General features: G+C 26.1%; 14 protein-coding genes. 3 read left to right on the top strand and 11 right to left on the bottom strand.

Going from position 1 to position 16,546, the window contains the following annotated elements:
- Position 1: 1 nt before the first annotated feature.
- From purB to surE, 4 genes are all read right to left on the bottom strand, one after another.
- The gene (gene purB, locus H0H48_RS00755) at positions 2-1,438 is read right to left on the bottom strand and encodes an adenylosuccinate lyase (RefSeq protein ID WP_185871216.1); all 1,437 of its coding nucleotides are present in this window, start codon (positions 1,436-1,438) and stop codon (positions 2-4) included.
- A 23-nt stretch (positions 1,439-1,461) separates the two neighbouring features.
- A complete protein-coding gene (locus H0H48_RS00750) occupies positions 1,462-2,745 on the bottom strand; it encodes an adenylosuccinate synthase (protein ID WP_185871215.1) in 1,284 nt (427 codons plus the stop codon).
- Positions 2,746-2,816: 71 nt separating this feature from the next.
- Positions 2,817-3,833 carry a Holliday junction branch migration DNA helicase RuvB gene (gene ruvB, locus H0H48_RS00745; RefSeq protein ID WP_185871214.1) on the bottom strand — a complete coding sequence of 339 codons (1,017 nt, stop codon included), beginning with the start codon at positions 3,831-3,833 and terminating at the stop codon, positions 2,817-2,819.
- 41 nt (positions 3,834-3,874) lie between these two features.
- On the bottom strand, positions 3,875-4,705 hold the full coding sequence (gene surE / locus H0H48_RS00740; protein WP_185871213.1) for a 5'/3'-nucleotidase SurE: 831 nt from the start codon (positions 4,703-4,705) through the stop codon (positions 3,875-3,877).
- Positions 4,706-4,786: 81 nt separating this feature from the next.
- Between surE and H0H48_RS00735 the strand changes: the two genes are divergently transcribed.
- Positions 4,787-6,877 (top strand): carboxy terminal-processing peptidase, encoded by a 2,091-nt coding sequence (locus H0H48_RS00735; RefSeq protein ID WP_185871212.1) that lies wholly within the window; start codon positions 4,787-4,789, stop codon positions 6,875-6,877.
- On the opposite strand, the gene gyrA is transcribed toward H0H48_RS00735, so the two are convergent.
- Positions 6,861-9,323 carry a DNA gyrase subunit A gene (gene gyrA, locus H0H48_RS00730; RefSeq protein ID WP_185871211.1) on the bottom strand — a complete coding sequence of 821 codons (2,463 nt, stop codon included), beginning with the start codon at positions 9,321-9,323 and terminating at the stop codon, positions 6,861-6,863. The genes H0H48_RS00735 and gyrA overlap by 17 nt on opposite strands.
- Before the next feature lie 50 nt (positions 9,324-9,373).
- The gene (gene aroB, locus H0H48_RS00725) at positions 9,374-10,441 is read right to left on the bottom strand and encodes a 3-dehydroquinate synthase (RefSeq protein ID WP_185871210.1); all 1,068 of its coding nucleotides are present in this window, start codon (positions 10,439-10,441) and stop codon (positions 9,374-9,376) included.
- A 263-nt stretch (positions 10,442-10,704) separates the two neighbouring features.
- On the opposite strand from aroB, the gene H0H48_RS00720 reads away from it, so the two are divergent.
- A complete protein-coding gene (locus H0H48_RS00720) occupies positions 10,705-11,358 on the top strand; it encodes a DedA family protein (protein WP_185871209.1) in 654 nt (217 codons plus the stop codon).
- Position 11,359: 1 nt separating this feature from the next.
- Here H0H48_RS00720 and H0H48_RS00715 read toward each other — a convergent pair whose 3' ends face one another.
- The 3 genes from H0H48_RS00715 to H0H48_RS00705 are packed head-to-tail and all read right to left on the bottom strand — an operon-like array spanning position 11,360 to position 13,381.
- Entirely contained in the window at positions 11,360-11,824 is a 465-nt protein-coding gene (locus H0H48_RS00715) for a nucleoside deaminase (RefSeq protein ID WP_185871208.1), read from the bottom strand.
- Entirely contained in the window at positions 11,824-12,429 is a 606-nt protein-coding gene (locus tag H0H48_RS00710) for a 50S ribosomal protein L25 (protein WP_185871207.1), read from the bottom strand. Before H0H48_RS00710 ends, H0H48_RS00715 begins: the two co-directional genes overlap by 1 nt.
- Before the next feature lie 19 nt (positions 12,430-12,448).
- Entirely contained in the window at positions 12,449-13,381 is a 933-nt protein-coding gene (locus tag H0H48_RS00705) for a ribose-phosphate pyrophosphokinase (RefSeq protein ID WP_185871206.1), read from the bottom strand.
- Positions 13,382-13,451: 70 nt separating this feature from the next.
- Between H0H48_RS00705 and H0H48_RS00700 the strand changes: the two genes are divergently transcribed.
- Positions 13,452-14,255 (top strand): thymidylate synthase, encoded by an 804-nt coding sequence (locus H0H48_RS00700; RefSeq protein WP_185871205.1) that lies wholly within the window; start codon positions 13,452-13,454, stop codon positions 14,253-14,255.
- On the opposite strand, the gene thrC is transcribed toward H0H48_RS00700, so the two are convergent.
- Both thrC and H0H48_RS00690 read right to left on the bottom strand, forming a co-directional pair.
- Positions 14,256-15,572, bottom strand: a complete 1,317-nt coding sequence (gene thrC / locus H0H48_RS00695; protein WP_185871204.1) for a threonine synthase — start codon at positions 15,570-15,572, stop codon at positions 14,256-14,258.
- Positions 15,573-15,592: 20 nt separating this feature from the next.
- Positions 15,593-16,543 (bottom strand): homoserine kinase, encoded by a 951-nt coding sequence (locus tag H0H48_RS00690; RefSeq protein WP_185871203.1) that lies wholly within the window; start codon positions 16,541-16,543, stop codon positions 15,593-15,595.
- Positions 16,544-16,546 lie beyond the last annotated feature (3 nt).

Below are 16,546 nucleotides of genomic sequence, written 5' to 3'. Positions count from 1 at the left end.
ATTAAACTTGTATATCTATACTTGATAAGTCAGAATCAATTAAATAATGATATTTTTTTAATATTGGATTAACTTTTTTATCAATAAATTCTAAAGTATGATCTGAAGAAAAACCTATAAAATTTTTAGGATTTAATATTTTATCCATTGTTTTTTTATCAATTGGTATTTTGGCATCATTTAATACTCTTTGAATAAAATCATTTTCTTTTCCCTCTAACTTCATTCTAGAAGTTGTTTCCATAGAATGAATTCGTATTCTTTCATGAATTTCTTGCCTATCTGATCCTTTTCTAACACATTCTACTATAAGATATTCTGTAATTAAAAATGGTAGTTCATCTCTTATGTGTTTTTCTATAACCTTAGGGTATATAACTATATCTTCTAAGATATTATTCCAAATTATTAGAATAGCATCTATAGATAAAAAAGATTGTGCTAGAACTAACCTTCTATTTGCAGAATCATCTAAAGTTCTTTCTAACCATTGAGTTGCTGCTACCATAGCTGAACTATTTGATAAAGAAATTACAAATTTTGCTAGAGAAGACATTCTTTCACTTCGTATTGGATTACGTTTATATGCCATAGCGCTAGATCCTATTTGTTCTTTTTCAAAAGGTTCTTCCATCTCTTTTAAATTTTGCAAAAGTCGTAAATCATTACTGAACTTATGAGCAGATTGTGCTATGTTTGACAACAAATTTAATATTTGTGCATCAATTTTTCTATCATAAGTTTGACTTGTAATAGGAAAGACATTTTTAAATCCAAATTTATTGGATATTTTTTCTTCCAAAAATTTCGTTTTTTGTAAATCACCATTAAATAATTCTTTAAAGCTTGCTGCAGATCCTACTGTTCCTTTTACTCCTCTAAAACAAATACTTTTCAACCTGAATTCCAATTCATTTATATCTAGTAGAAGACTCTGTATCCATAATGCAATACGTTTCCCAACAGTTGTTAATTGAGCAGGTTGATAGTGAGTAAAAGCTAAAGTTGGAATATCATGATATTCTATAGATAAATTTCTAAAGCGAAAAATAATGTTAATCAATTTTTTAAGTAAAATTTCTAATCCATCTCGAATAAGAATAATATCGGTATTATCCCCTAAAAATGCGCTAGTAACCCCAAGATGAATAATAGGTTTTGCTATAACAGCTTTTTCTCCAAAAGCATATAAATGTGCCATTACATCATGACGAAACTTTTTTTCAAAGAAACTAACTCTTTTCCAGTCGATGTTTAATAAATTTTTTTTTAAATCCTGTATTTGTTCATCACTAATATTTAATCCTAATTCTTTTTGATATTTTGCTAAATACAACCATAATTTTCTCCAAGTAGAGAACTTTTTTTTTGGAGAAAAATTATATAACATTTCTTTACTGCTATATCTTTCTATTAATGGGTTACTATATTTTTCCATATTTAATATTTATGAAAAAATCGTTAAAAAAAAGATTTATTTTTAATAATATTTTGGGTTCTTTCAGGACCTACAGAAATCAATAATATTCTTATATTCAGGTAATTTTCAATAAATTTAAGATATTTTTTACAATTTTCAGGTAAATTTTCATAATTTCTAATATGATATATTTCTTTTTCCCAACCATAAAATTCTATATAAACTACTTCTATATTATTATTTTCTATGTTTGCTGGAAAATATTTAATAATTTTTCCATTATACCTATATTCTATGCAGACTTTAATTACTTTCAATGTGCTTAATACATCTAATTTTGTAATAATTAAATGATTAATTCCATTTATCATACAAGAATATTTCAAAGAAACCAAATCTAACCATCCACATCGTCTTGGACGATTTGTAGTAGTACCATATTCATTACCTTTCTCTCTAATTAAAGAGCTTTCATCTCCTTTTATTTCTGTAGGAAAAGGTCCATTTCCTACACGTGTAGTGTATGCTTTTGCTATTCCTATGAAATTTTTTAAAAAACTAGGAGGAACTCCAGCCCCTGTACATACGCCACCTGTTGAACAAGATGAAGTAGTAACGTACGGATACGTTCCATAGTTAATGTCTAATAACATCGCTTGAGCACCTTCAAATAAAATTTTTTTTCTTTTATGAAAAGCATTATGTATTTCATAAACTGCATCTATTATTCTATGAGAAATGATTTTTGCATATTCTATGTATTCTTCATAAATAGATTCAAAAAAAATAGGATCTCCTTTATAAATTTTTGTGATAATTTGATTTTTAAAATCAATATTTTTTTTTAATTTTATTCGAAATAAATCTATATTCATAAGGTCTACAATGCGTATTCCAACACGACCTATTTTATCTGCATAAGCTGGCCCTATTCCACGATGTGTTGTTCCAATGGACATTTTTCCTAAAGATTCTTCTTGATATTTATCTAATAGACGGTGATAAGGCATTATTACGTGAGCTCTATTTGATAAATAGATTTTATCTGTATTAATTCCAAAAGACTCTAAGTTTTTAATTTCTTGTATCAGAGATTTTGGATCTATTACTACTCCAGGACCTATAATACAATTAACATGAGAATAAATAATACCAGAAGGTATTAAATGAAGAACAAAATGACGATTATTAATATGGATAGAATGACCAGAGTTATTTCCACCCTGATAACGAATTACATAATCTGAGTTTTTAGAAAGTAAATCCGTAATTTTTCCTTTTCCCTCGTCACCCCATTGGAGACCAACAATAACATTTAAAGGCATGATATTTATACATTTTTACATTTTAGAACAAAGTTAAGCCTTCTTATAGAGATAAGAAAAAATATTTTATCTTATTTTTTTTGAGATTTTCGTTTCATATGTTGATATGCTAACCTTGTAACTTTTCTTCCTCTTGGAGTTCTTATGAGATATCCTTCTTGTATAAGAAAAGGTTCATAAACTTCTTCTATAGTTTCTGGATTTTCATTAACAGATATAGCTATAGTATTTATTCCTACTGGTCCACCTTTAAAGTAATCAATAATAGATTGAAGTATTCTATGATCCATTTCATCTAACCCATATTCATCTACATGAAGAGACTCCAATCCGGTATTGCATATATTAAGATCAATAGTTCCATTTCCTTTTATTTGTGCAAAATCACGAATTCTACGAAGTAAAGCATTAGCTATTCGTGGAGTACCACGACTTCTATTAGCAATTTCGTGACAAGCTTCTTCTGTTATTGGAATATTTAATACTTTTGCACTGCGATTTACAATATTCTTCAGTAATTCTTTTTGATAATAACTAAGACGGAAATTTATTCCAAATCTAGAACGCATAGGAGCTGTAAGTAATCCAGATTTTGTAGTAGCTCCTATTAAAGTAAAAGGAGATAAATCTATTTGTACTGATTTAGCATTAGAACCAGAATCTATAATAATATCTATTTTATAATTTTCCATAGCAGAATATAGATATTCTTCTACTATTGGAGAAAGACGGTGAATTTCATCGATAAAAATAACATCATTTAATTTTAAATGAATAAGTAATCCAGCTAAATCTCCTGGTTTATCCAAAACAGATCCTGAGGTAACAGTTATATTAACACATAATTCATTGGCAACAATATAAGCTAATGTTGTTTTTCCTAAACCAGGAGGTCCATGAAATAAAATATGATCTAAACATTCTTTTCTTTTTTTAGCTGCTTGAATAAATACTTTTAAATTTTCTAAAATTTCGTTTTGACCAATAAAATCTTTAATAGTTTTTGGATTTAAAGATTTTTCTGAAGAATAAGACACAAAAATATTGTTTAAATTAAAAAAATGACTTTTACTATCTTTTACTATCATAGTAATAAATACTACAACTAACTTATACTATATCATGTTAATTAAAATATGTTAAATATGTTAAATATGTTAAATATGTTAAAAAAGAATAGCATAAAATTCCAAGATTTCAGAATATTTAAGATTGAATAGTTTGTGAAATCAAATTGAATAGGAACAATGGAGATATATCCATTATTCAAAGCCCATTCATCTGTGTCATCTTCCTCTTCCTCATCAAAATTAACAAAATTTCCTACTAACCAATAGTAGGTTCTTCCTTTTGGATTAGATCTTTTTTCAAAACTTTCTTGCCATTTAGATTTTGCTTGTCTACATATTTTAATTCCTTTTATTTCTTCTTTTTTCAATTTTGGGATATTCACATTTAGAGTGATTGTTTTTTCTGGAATAGGATTATATAATATTTTTTTTACAATTTCACATACATATTTTTTTGATGATGAAAAATCAGCATTCCATTCTAAATCTAAAAGAGAAAACCCCACAGATGGTATTCCTTCTATACCAGCTTCTATTACAGCAGAAACAGTTCCAGAATATCTAATATTTATAGAAGAATTTGATCCATGGTTTATTCCAGATACACAAATATCTGGTCTTCTTGGTAAAATATTATTAATTGCTAGTTTTACACAATCTACTGGAGTACCAGAACATTCCCATTCTTTTTGTTTTCCGTTATCTATTTTAACAGAATCACAGTATAATATTGTATCCATAGTTATAGAATGTGCTGTTCCAGATTTCGGGCTATTTGGTGCTACAACATACACCTCTCCCAAGGAATTCATACTTTCTATAAGAGATCTTATCCCTGGAGCTATAATTCCATCATCATTTGTTACTAAAATAATTGGTTTATTATTCATTTTTTTTATGAAAAAAAAGATAAAATATATTTTTTATATTTTATATTATAATTCTCAATTCCAAATTCCAATAATATATATATGGAAAATAGTAAAATTAGAAAAATAAAATGGATAATAATTGGTGTTTTTATCCTATTTTTATTTAGTTTTTGTTCTTCAAGTAATGAAGAAGAACATGTAAAAAACATAATCATACTTAAGAAAATATATAAAACGCTTTGTCTTTCTCATATAAATCCTATAAATGTTAACAATGATTTTTCAGAAACAGTGTATAAAAAATATTTTGAAAAATTAGATAGTAATAAACGTTTTTTTTTACAAAAAGACATTAATAGCCTTTCTTTGTATAAAGATAAAATAGATGATTTTTGGATTCATGCAGATACTACTTTTTTTGACATAATAATTCAATGTTTTTATCAAAGAATAAAAGAGGTTGAATCTATATGTTTAGATATATTGAAAAATCCTTTTGATTTTAACAAAAAGGAAGTTTATTCTAGAGAAATAGATTTTTCTTACCCTAAAAATAAGACGGAATGCATTGATAAATGGAGAAAATATCTAAAATATTTAACTCTATCAGAAATAACAAATTCTATAAAACAAAAAGAAAAAATATCAAATAGAAAGATATGGAAAGATATATTTTTCAATGCAGAAAAGGAATCAAGAAGAAAAGTAAAAGAATATGTAGAGGAATATTTTAGGAAATTAAAAATTAGAAAAAAATCTGATTGGTTTTCAATATATGTAAATACTATCATATCTCAATATGATCCTCATACTAATTATTTTTCTCCGAAAGAAAAAGAAATATTTAATTTAAATGTATCTGGTCAAACAGAAGGAATTGGTATAGAACTTAAAGATGAAAAAGGGTATGCTACAGTAGTAAATATTGTTATTGGATCTCCTGCATGGAAAAGTAAAAAAATAGATGTGGGAGACAAAATTATCAAGGTATCAAAGGATTTAAATTCAGAAGAAAACATTGTAGGAATGTTGTTAGATAATTCTATACGTTTAATAAAAGGAAAAAAAGGAACAAAAGTAAAATTAACAATACAAAAAAATAATGGATTTGTAGAAGAAGTAATTCTTACTAGAGATATTGTTGAAAAAAAAGAAATTTTTGCAAAAAGCGTATTAATTTTAGATAATAAAAAATATAAATATGGTTTAATTTTTTTACCTGAATTTTACTTTAATCCTGAAAATAAAAATGGAAGAAATGCAACAGATGATATAAAAAAAATTATTCAAGAACTAAAAAAAGAAAATATTAAAGGAATTATTCTAGATATAAGAAACAATAGAGGCGGATCATTATCTAGTGTAATAGATATAGCTGGTTTTTTTTTAGGAAAAGTTCCTATTGTACAAACAGGAAAATCTCCTAATATAAAAAAAATACTAAAAAATAATAATCATAAAATTTTATGGGAAGGTCCTCTTGTAGTTATTGTTAATGAACAATCAGCTTCTGCTTCAGAAATACTTTCTGCAGCAATAAAAGATTATAAAAGAGGAATTATTATCGGTAGTGAACAAACATATGGAAAAGGAACTGTTCAAACTATTTATCCATTAAATAGATTTTATTTTTTTTACAAAAAAGAAGAATTAGGAATTCTAAAATTTACCATGAATAAATTTTATAGAATTAATGGGGACTCTACACAATTAAAAGGAGTGAATTCAGATATTATTATTCCAAGTAATAGATCATCAAAATTAATAGAAAAATATCATCAAAATTCTATGAAATGGGATCAGGTTGACCCTGTATCTATTAAAACTTGGGATGAAAAAAAATTAGAAAAAATTAAAATAAAAAGTATTAATAGATTAAGAAAAAATAATAAATTAATAAATAAAATTTATAAAAATATGCAATTATTAGAAAATAAATTTTTAAATAAAAAAACATATTCTCTTAATTGGAGAGATTCGTACTATGAAAATTTAATAACAAAAAAAAGGAAAAAGCATTTTCAGAAATTAAAAAAATATTTAAATAATGTATATGGAAAGTTCCCTATTAATTATAAAATAATTATCGATAAAAATGAATTAGAAAAAAAATGGATAGAAAATTTGAACAAAGATTTTTATATATCAGAATATGTAAATATTTTACGTGATTTTAATGAAATCCCATAATAGGTTTTTTATAAACTTTTTCTACGTCTGCTATAGCATCATTTTCTTTCAAATGAATTAATCTTACTCCTTGAGTAGTTCTTCCCATTACTCGTATGTCTGAGACTGGAATACGTATCATTATTCCTGATTTTTTAATAATCATTAAGTCATCTTCATCTGTAACATGTTTTATAGCAATTAAACTTCCTGTTTTTTGAGTAATATTTAATGTTTTAATCCCTTTTCCTCCACGATTAGTAAGACGATATTCTTCAAGACTTGATCTTTTTCCAAATCCTTTTTGAGATACCACTAATAAACTTCCTTTTTCTTCTCCATCTACACCACATATAATTCCAATAACCATATCTTCTTTAACGGTAAAATTTATTCCTATTACTCCAGAAGAATTTCTTCCGGTTATACGAACTTTTTTCTCTGAAAAACGAATGATTCTTCCACTTTTTAAAGCTATAAAAACATGACTATCTCCTCTAGTTAAAATAGCTTCTAATAAAGAATCTCCTTTACGAATTACAATAGCATTTATGCCATATTTTCTAGGACGAGAATAATTTTCTAAAGAAGTTTTCTTAATAATACCTTTTTGAGTTACCATCATTACATAATGATCTTTAACATATTTCTTATTAGTAAGATTTCCAGTTAAAATATAAGCATTAACTTTGTCATCTTGTTGAAGATGAATAATGTTTTGTATTGCTCTGCCCTTAGATATTTTAGATCCTTCTGGGATCTCATAAACTCTCAACCAAAAACATTTTCCTTTCTCTGTAAACAAAAGAAGATACTGATGATTAGTTGCTATAAGTAAGTGTTTAAAAAAATCAGATTCTCTAGCAGTTGCTCCTCTATTTCCTACTCCACCTCTACCTTGACGTTTATATTCTGATAAAGATGTTCTTTTTATATAACCTGCATGAGAAATAGTTAAAACAACTTGTTCATCTTCAATAAGATCTTCTATATCAACTTTATTTCCTGTATAATCAATTTGTGTACGACGAGTATCTTGATATTTTCTTTTAATATCTAAGAGTTCTTCTTTTATAATTTTAGTTCTTATAAAATATTGATCTAATACATTTTTCAAAAAATCTATGTTCTTTAATAATTCTTTATGTTCATTTTTTAATCTATCTACTTCTAAGGTAGTAAGATTTTGTAGTCGCATATCTAAAATAGATTTTGATTGATCTTCAGATATTTCAAATTTATTCATTAATTCATTGATCGCTTCTTTATGATTTCTAGAATTTTTAATTAGTTCTATCATTATATCTATTTGATTCACTATTTTTAAAAAACCAGTTAGAATATGAACGCGATTTTTGCATTTTTTTAATTCATATTTAGTACGACGAATAATAACATCGTGTCTATGATTAACAAAATGATGAATAAGATCTTTTATATTTAATTGAGCTGGTTTACCGTTAATTAATGCTATATTATTAACGTTAAAATAAGTTTCTAATGATGTATATTTAAATAAATTATTTAACAATATATCAGGATTTGTGTTCTGTTTAAGAATATAAACGATACGTAATCCGTTTCTATCAGATTCGTCACGAATCTGATAAATTCCTTCCATTTTTCCTTCCTTCATCAATCCAACTGTTTTAGTTATCATATCAGCTTTATTCACTTGATAAGGAATTTCATCTACCACAAGACATTGTTTTCCATTAATTTCTTCTAAATGTATTTTTGCTCGTAATACTATACGTCCTCTTCCAGTTTGAAACGCTTTTCTAACACCATCATATCCATAAATAATTCCTCCTGTAGGAAAATCTGGAGCTTTAATATATTTCATTATTTGTTCTATAGATAAATTATTATTATCTATATAAGCACAAATTGCTTTAATGGTTTCCGTTAAATTATGAGGAGGGATATTAGTTGCCATACCTACTGCAATTCCGGAAGAACCATTAATTAAAAGATTGGGAATACGCGTTGGTAAAACAGTAGGTTCCTCTAGAGAATCATCGAAATTTAATTTCATATCCACTGTGTCCTTCTTAATATCCAATAACATTTCCTCAGATATTTTTTTCATCTTTACTTCTGTATAACGCATAGCTGCAGGTGGATCCGCATCTAAAGATCCAAAATTACCTTGTCCATCTATTAATGGATATCTTAAAGTCCATTCTTGAGACATACGAACCATTGTATCGTAAACAGAAACATCTCCGTGAGGATGGTATTTTCCTAATACTTCTCCAACAATACGAGCAGATTTTTTATAAGAATTGTTATAAAAAATTCCTAATTTATACATTCCATAAAGGACTCTTCTATGCACAGGTTTTAATCCATCTCTAGCATCAGGAAGAGCTCTAGAAACAATTACAGACATAGAATAATCTATGTAAGATGATTTCATTTCATCTTCAATATTAATAGGAATCAATTTTTCGCCTTCACTCATTATAAAATTTTATTTTTTTTAATATAATCAAACTAAGAAATAAGTTAAAATTAACATTTCAATAAACTTTCTTTTATTAAAGAAAAAGGAACTTCATAATTGTAAGAACATTCTCCTATTCTCTTTATTAGAGAAAATTGTATTTTATTTTTTTCATTTTTTTTATCATGCTCCATAATTATAAACAACTTTTCTACATCTAAATCAGATAAAACATATTTTTTAGGGTAAAATGAAGAAAGTGAAGATTCTATTTCTTCATAATCTATCATTGATAAGTCATTTATTTTATGTGAAATCCAAGATTCATAAATCATTCCACTTGCAATAGCCATCCCGTGTAGTATTTTTTCTTTTTTATTCATAAAATAACTTTCTAATGCATGTCCAATAGTATGACCAAAATTAAGAATCTTTCTTAATCCTTTTTCTTTAGGATCTTTTGTGACTATTTTATTTTTTATAAATATAGATTTCTTAATAAGATCATTACATATATTTTTATTCTCTGCCATTTCCAATTTAAATTTATTCATATCAATCCAAAAGTCTTTGTTTGCTATAAGTCCATGTTTAAACATTTCAGCCATTCCAGAAATAATTTCTGTTCTAGATAGAGTATTTAGAAAAAATGGATCAATAATTAAAAGTTCTGGAATATGAAAAGTTCCTATTTCATTTTTAATATAATCTAAATTGACACCTGTTTTGTATCCTATAGATGCATCAACCATTCCCAATAAAGTTGTAGGAATATTAATAAAACGAATACCCCGTTTAAATATAGATGAAACAAAACCACCAAGATCTGTTATCACTCCACCTCCAACATTTATAATCAAACTATTTCTGGTAGCTTTTAACTTTTCCAAAAGTTTACATATTTTGATACATGTATAAATATTTTTTTCTTTTTCTCCTGTTCTTATTTTAATAACATGAGATTTATTTAAAAAATTTACATGAGATAGTATGATTGGAAAACAATGTTTGTAAGTTAGATTATCAACTAAAATAAATACATTTTTTGGATCAAATTTTTGATTAACTAGATAACTATTTAAGACATGATAAGCTTCATCATTAAAATATATATTTTTTCCGTTTTCTTTTTGCATGAATTTATCTTGTTTACTAGACAAAAGTAGTAATTTTTATTATAAAAAATTAATCTACGAAATAGAATATCTTCTGTAACCAGAAAATTAAAAAAACAAAACCTATTATTATAAAAATAATATTTGGTATCCATCCTAAAGTATTAATAAATTCGTAAATGTATTCCATATAAAAATATTTTTACTTGAATTTTAAAGATTCATGAATATATTTGAGAAATGTAAATATTTAAATTTGTTTTTTTTATCATCATATTTGTATCATGTCAAATTTTTGGGATTTTATTCAACATTTATTTAATCCTAGATGGATTTTTTTATATTTCGGAAATGCAGCATTATTTATTCTTTTAGTAATTGTCTTTGCAGAAACTGGTTTTTTCATTGGTTTTTTTTTACCTGGAGATTCTTTATTATTTACTGCTGGAATATTTGGAGAAGATTTATGTAAAAATTTTTATAATGTTCCTTTTTTTATTATAATACTAATTGTTGCATTTTTTGCTATTCTTGGGAATATTCAAGGTTACTGGTTAGGGTATAAATCTGGAGAATTATTGTATAGAAAAAAAGATTCCTTTTTTTTTAAGAAAAAACATTTAATTCTAGCTAAATTATTTTATAATAAATATAAAGCTACAGCATTAATAATGAGTAGATTTCTTCCTTTATTCAGAACTTTTGCTCCTATTGTAGCAGGTGCTATTCGTATGAATTTTAAAAAATTTATGATATACAATGTAATTGGAGCTATTATTTGGACTTATTCTATTATGTTAGCAGGGCATTATCTAGATAAGAGTTTTCCTGAATTGAAAAATCATCTTGAATGGATTGTTTTATTGATACTATTTATAACAACATTACCAGTAATTATTAAATTAAAAAAAAGTAAAAAAAAGAAATTATTGATTTAATTCAGTCTATGTATGTTTTCTTTCTTTTTAAAAGAAAAAATTTTTTTATTAAAGATTTGCATCTATTTTTCATAATACCAGAAATTAATTCTGTTTTCGGATGTAATTTAATTCCAGCATATAAAAATCCTTTTTTATTATTTGCTCCACAAACAACTCTTCCTATTTTAGCCCAAAATAAAGCTCCTGCGCACATTACACATGGTTCTAATGTAACGTATAATGTACATTTTCTCATATACTTTTCTTCTAAATATTTGGAAGCTAAATTAATAACTAATATTTCTGCGTGTGCAATAGTATTATTTAATGTTTCCGTTAAATTATGAGCTTTTGCTATAACTGCATTTTCATACGTAATGGCCGCTCCTATAGGAACTTCATTTTTATGAAAAGCAATAATAGCCTCATTAAAAGCTATTTTCATAAAATAATGATCTTTTTTTTTATAAGAAATAAAAGACATTATTTATTTTTTTGTTGTTTTTTATCTTCTTTATTTTTATTATCTTCTTCTTTAATAGTTGTTCTAGAATTTTTTACTCTTGCTATAAGAGTTTGTACAGGATCTAAAATAGAATATTTTACATTTTGTAAATCTTTAACAATGATTCTATCTCCTATATCTAAAGAACTAATATCTATTTTTATAAATTCTGGGATATCAGATGGAAAAGCTTTTATTTTTAATTTTCTAATTAAAGAATAATACTCTCCTCCTTTGGTAACACCAATTGGTCTCCCTACAAATTTTACTGGAAGTGATAATTTTATAGGTTTTGATTCTTCAATTTTATAAAAATCTACATGTAAAATTTCGTCACTAACTGGATCAAATTGTATTTCCTTTTGTACAGCTTTTATATTTTTATCATACCCTTCTATTTTAATATTTACTCCATGGATATCTCCATAACGCATTACTTTTTTTAAGTTTTCTGATGCAGTATAAAATGGAATATTTATATCTTTTCCATATAAAATACACGGGATATTTTCCGAAATTCGTATAAAACGAACATTTTTTTTTCCTACATTTCTTTTCTTTCCGTAAATATTTACATATTTCATATCTTTTTTTTTTACATAATTAAATTATAAATTTATTGCTAATAGATTCATCATTATGAACAGATTGCATTACTTCAGCAAAAAGTGAAGCACAAGATAGTACTTTAATCTTATCATTTTTTTCTTTTAAAGGAATAGTATCTGTTATTACTAATTCTTCAAGTTCAGAATTTTTTATTTTATCATACGAATTTCCTGATAAAACTGGATGGGTAGCTATAGCACGAATACTTTTAGCTCCTTGTTTTTTTATTAGGTTAGCTGCTTCCGTTAAAGTTCCAGCAGTATCTACCATATCATCTATAAGAATAATATTTTTATTTTTAACATTTCCTATGAGATTCATAAATTCTATTTCATTTGCCTTTTTTCTTTCTTTATAACAAATAACAACATCTGTTCTCAAGTAACCAGCATAGCTTCTAGCTCTTTTTGCTCCCCCCATATCTGGAGAAGCAATCGTTAATTGATCCATATTTAATTTTTTAATGTAATCAATGAATATTCTAGAAGCATATAAATGATCCACAGGAATGTCAAAAAAACCTTGAATTTGATCTGCATGTAAATCCATAGTCATAACTCTTCTAGCACCTGATGCTACCATTAGATTAGCTACAAGTTTTGCTGCGATAGGTGTTCTAGGTTGATCTTTATGGTCTTGTCTAGCCCATCCAAAGTATGGAATAACCAATGTTATATTTTGTGCAGAAGCTCTACGAGCTGCATCACTCATCAATAATAATTCCATTAAATTATCTACTGGAGGAAAAGTAGATCCAATTAAAAACACTCTGGATCCACGAACAGATTGTTCGAAACAAGGAGTATATTCTCCATCACTAAATTCCAAAAACCGTACTTTTCCTAAGAACTTTCCATAATGGTGAGCTATATTTTTTGATAATTCTAACCCACTTCTTGTAGAAAAGAAGAGTACCTTCTGATTCATAGTTATGTTTTTTTATTATGCAAAAATACTCTTTAAATTAAAAATAAATCATTGTGTTAAAATATAAATTATGAAACAATACTTAAATCTATTAAAAAATGTATTAAAAAATGGAATCAAAAGAAAAGACCGTACCGGTGTAGGGACTATAAGTTTATTTGGTTATCAAATGAGATTTGATTTAAGAAAAGGGTTTCCTCTTTTAACTACTAAAAAGTTAAACATACGATATATTATTCATGAATTACTATGGTTTTTAAAAGGAAAAACTAATATACAATACTTAAAAAATAATAATGTTTCTATTTGGAATCATTGGGCTGATGAAAAAGGAGATCTTGGCCCAATATATGGATTACAATGGAGAAGGTGGCCAGATTATAATGGTAAAAATTCTATAGATCAGATAACAAATGTTATAGAGGAAATAAAATTGAATCCAAATTCAAGAAGGTTAATAGTATCTTCTTGGAATGTTGGGATGATTAAAGATATGGCATTACCTCCTTGTCATGTACTTTTTCAATTTTACGTATCTGATAATGGAAGAAAACTATCACTACTTTTATATCAAAGAAGCGCAGATATTTTTATAGGACTACCTTTTAACATAGCATCTTATGCTTTATTACTTATGATGTTATCCAGAGTTTTAAATTTAAAAGAAAAAGAATTAATTCATACAATAGGTGATGCCCATATATATATAAACCATATAGAACAAGTTAAATTACAATTAAAAAGAAAACCAAAAAAACTTCCAGAAATTATTATTAATCCATCTGTAAAAAATATTTTTGAATTTTCTTTTAAAGATTTTAATTTGAAAAATTATGATCCCTTTCCTCATATTAAGGGAGATGTAGCTATTTAATTATATTCTTTCTAATAACCAACTTTTAAAATTATTAAAATCATTGGACATAGATAAAATTTTTTCTTTTCTTTTTTCTTTTAAGAAAACTCCTAAGTTACTAGGAACTATAATTTCATCTCGTAAAATTAGTGGCATATGATCTAAGAATTTAATAGGATGAGCTGTTTCTAAAAAAATAGCTTTTAATGAAGATTTATAATTCATTTTTTTAAAATATTTCTTTATTCCTAAATATCCTACTGCACCATGTGGATCTAATATATATTTATATTTTTTCCATACTTTTTCTATAATATAGAGAGTCTCTTTGTCTGTGAATCGATACGAAAATAGTTTTTTCTTTAGTTGTAAAATATTTTCTTTATATAAATAATTCCATATTCTAGGAAAATTATTTGGATTAGATATATCCATAGCATTTGATATAGTTTTCTTTACAGGAAGCGGTTGATATTTTTCATATTTCAAAAATCTAGGAATAGTGTCATTTATATTTGTTGGGGCAATAAAAAATTTTATAGGTAACCCCATTTTTTCTGACATCAGACCTGCACAAATATTTCCAAAATTTCCACTAGGAACTGAAAAAATTAGTTCTACAGGATTTTCTATTGTCTTATAAGCTAAAAAATAATAAAACATTTGAGGGAGCCATCTTGCTACGTTTATAGAATTAGCAGAAGTTAACACATATTTTTTTCGTATTTCTTTATCTAAAAAAGACTTTTTAACAATGTTTTGACAATTATCAAAATTTCCTTTTATCTCCAAAGAAAATATATTTTCCCCCAAAGAAGTAATTTGTTTTTTTTGTAATGAACTAATTCCATTATATGGATATAAAATAATCACTTCTATTCCAGGTTTTTTATAAAACCCATGAGCTACAGCAGCACCCGTATCACCAGAAGTAGCTACCAAGATGGTTATTTTTTTTTTTATTTTTTTATAGAAAAAACTCAAACATTCCGCCATAAATCTTACTCCTACATCTTTAAAAGCTAGAGTAGGACCATGAAAAAGTTCTAATACATAAATGTTATCATGTATTTTTTTTAATGGAAAAGGAAAAGATAAAGTATCATTGATAATATTAGAAATAAATGAATCTGGAATAGATTTTCCTATATAAGGTTTTATAATATACTTACAAATTTCAGAAATCTGAAGTTTTGGTAGATTTTTAATAAATTGATCATCTAATATAGGAATACGTTTTGGAACGTATAAACTTCCATCTGGAGATAATCCTTTTAATACAGCTTCTTCAAAAGAAATTAAATTCTTATCATTTGTTAAACTACGATATAACATAAATTTTTCTAATTTATTTATTAAATAATTTTAAACCATTTCACCCCTTTTTGGTTAATAGGAGAGGTATAAGTTTTATAATCTACTTTTAATGGAGAATAAACACGATTCATTTCTTCTGTTACTTTTTTTGCAGTATAATTTCCTTTACTTAACATAAATACAGATGGACCAGATCCAGAAATACCTCCACCTAATGCTCCTATTTCTTTACATTTTATTTTTAATTCATAAAATGCTGGAATAAGTGTAGCTCTTATCGGTTCTACAATTACATCTTCTAAGGATCTACTAATTAAAGCATAATCTTCTTGATATAATCCAGCAACCAATGCTCCTACATTACCCCATTGATGAATGGCATCTGTCATTAATACTTTCTGTTTCAAAATATCTCTAGCATCTGATGTTTTTATCTCTATTTGAGGATGAATGATACTAACCCATAATTCTCTAGGAACATGAAGATTAGTAATATCTAAAGGTTTATAACTTCTTACTAAAGTTACTCCCCCCATTATAGCAGGAGCAACATTATCAGCATGAGCTGATCCACTTGCTATTCGTTCTCCCTCCATAGCAAACCGTATAAGTTGCTTTTTACTAAAAGGATTACCTAAAAGAATATTAGCTCCAAAAACAACTCCAGCTGCACTAGCAGCACTAGATCCTATCCCACTTCCAGGATGGATATTTTTAATTAATTCTATTTCAAATCCTATTTTTTTTTCTTGAAAATTTTCTCTTTGTTGATATTTTTTTAATAAAAATTGCAAAGCAACAAAAGCTACATTTTTTTTTGGATCGGTAGGTAGAGATGCCCCACGTATTTTATTAATACGTATTCCTGGGGTATTAGATTTATATAAAAAAATTTCATCTTCTGGAATACCTAAAGACAATCCAATTACATCAAATCCACAAGCTAGATTAGCTACGGTAGCTGGTGCAAGTATTTTAACCCCCTTCATGAT

Origin of the sequence: Blattabacterium cuenoti (assembly GCF_014252055.1) — a bacterium.
Classification (GTDB): domain Bacteria; phylum Bacteroidota; class Bacteroidia; order Flavobacteriales; family Blattabacteriaceae; genus Blattabacterium; species Blattabacterium cuenoti_D.
Note: the sequence above shows the minus strand (reverse complement) of the source record. Positions and strands in the feature narration are given on the sequence as shown.

Coding starts and splice junctions, on each gene's coding strand:
- H0H48_RS00690 (WP_185871203.1), bottom strand. CDS start 16,543: ATGAAGGGGGTTAAAATACTTGCACCAGCTACCGTAGCTAATCTAGCT.
- H0H48_RS00705 (WP_185871206.1), bottom strand. CDS start 13,381: ATGAATCAGAAGGTACTCTTCTTTTCTACAAGAAGTGGGTTAGAATTA.
- gyrA (WP_185871211.1), bottom strand. CDS start 9,323: ATGAGTGAAGGCGAAAAATTGATTCCTATTAATATTGAAGATGAAATG.
- H0H48_RS00710 (WP_185871207.1), bottom strand. CDS start 12,429: ATGAAATATGTAAATATTTACGGAAAGAAAAGAAATGTAGGAAAAAAA.
- H0H48_RS00720 (WP_185871209.1), top strand. CDS start 10,705: ATGTCAAATTTTTGGGATTTTATTCAACATTTATTTAATCCTAGATGG.
- purB (WP_185871216.1), bottom strand. CDS start 1,438: ATGGAAAAATATAGTAACCCATTAATAGAAAGATATAGCAGTAAAGAA.
- ruvB (WP_185871214.1), bottom strand. CDS start 3,833: ATGATAGTAAAAGATAGTAAAAGTCATTTTTTTAATTTAAACAATATT.
- H0H48_RS00715 (WP_185871208.1), bottom strand. CDS start 11,824: ATGTCTTTTATTTCTTATAAAAAAAAAGATCATTATTTTATGAAAATA.
- aroB (WP_185871210.1), bottom strand. CDS start 10,441: ATGCAAAAAGAAAACGGAAAAAATATATATTTTAATGATGAAGCTTAT.
- surE (WP_185871213.1), bottom strand. CDS start 4,705: ATGAATAATAAACCAATTATTTTAGTAACAAATGATGATGGAATTATA.
- H0H48_RS00750 (WP_185871215.1), bottom strand. CDS start 2,745: ATGCCTTTAAATGTTATTGTTGGTCTCCAATGGGGTGACGAGGGAAAA.
- H0H48_RS00700 (WP_185871205.1), top strand. CDS start 13,452: ATGAAACAATACTTAAATCTATTAAAAAATGTATTAAAAAATGGAATC.
- H0H48_RS00735 (WP_185871212.1), top strand. CDS start 4,787: ATGGAAAATAGTAAAATTAGAAAAATAAAATGGATAATAATTGGTGTT.
- thrC (WP_185871204.1), bottom strand. CDS start 15,572: ATGTTATATCGTAGTTTAACAAATGATAAGAATTTAATTTCTTTTGAA.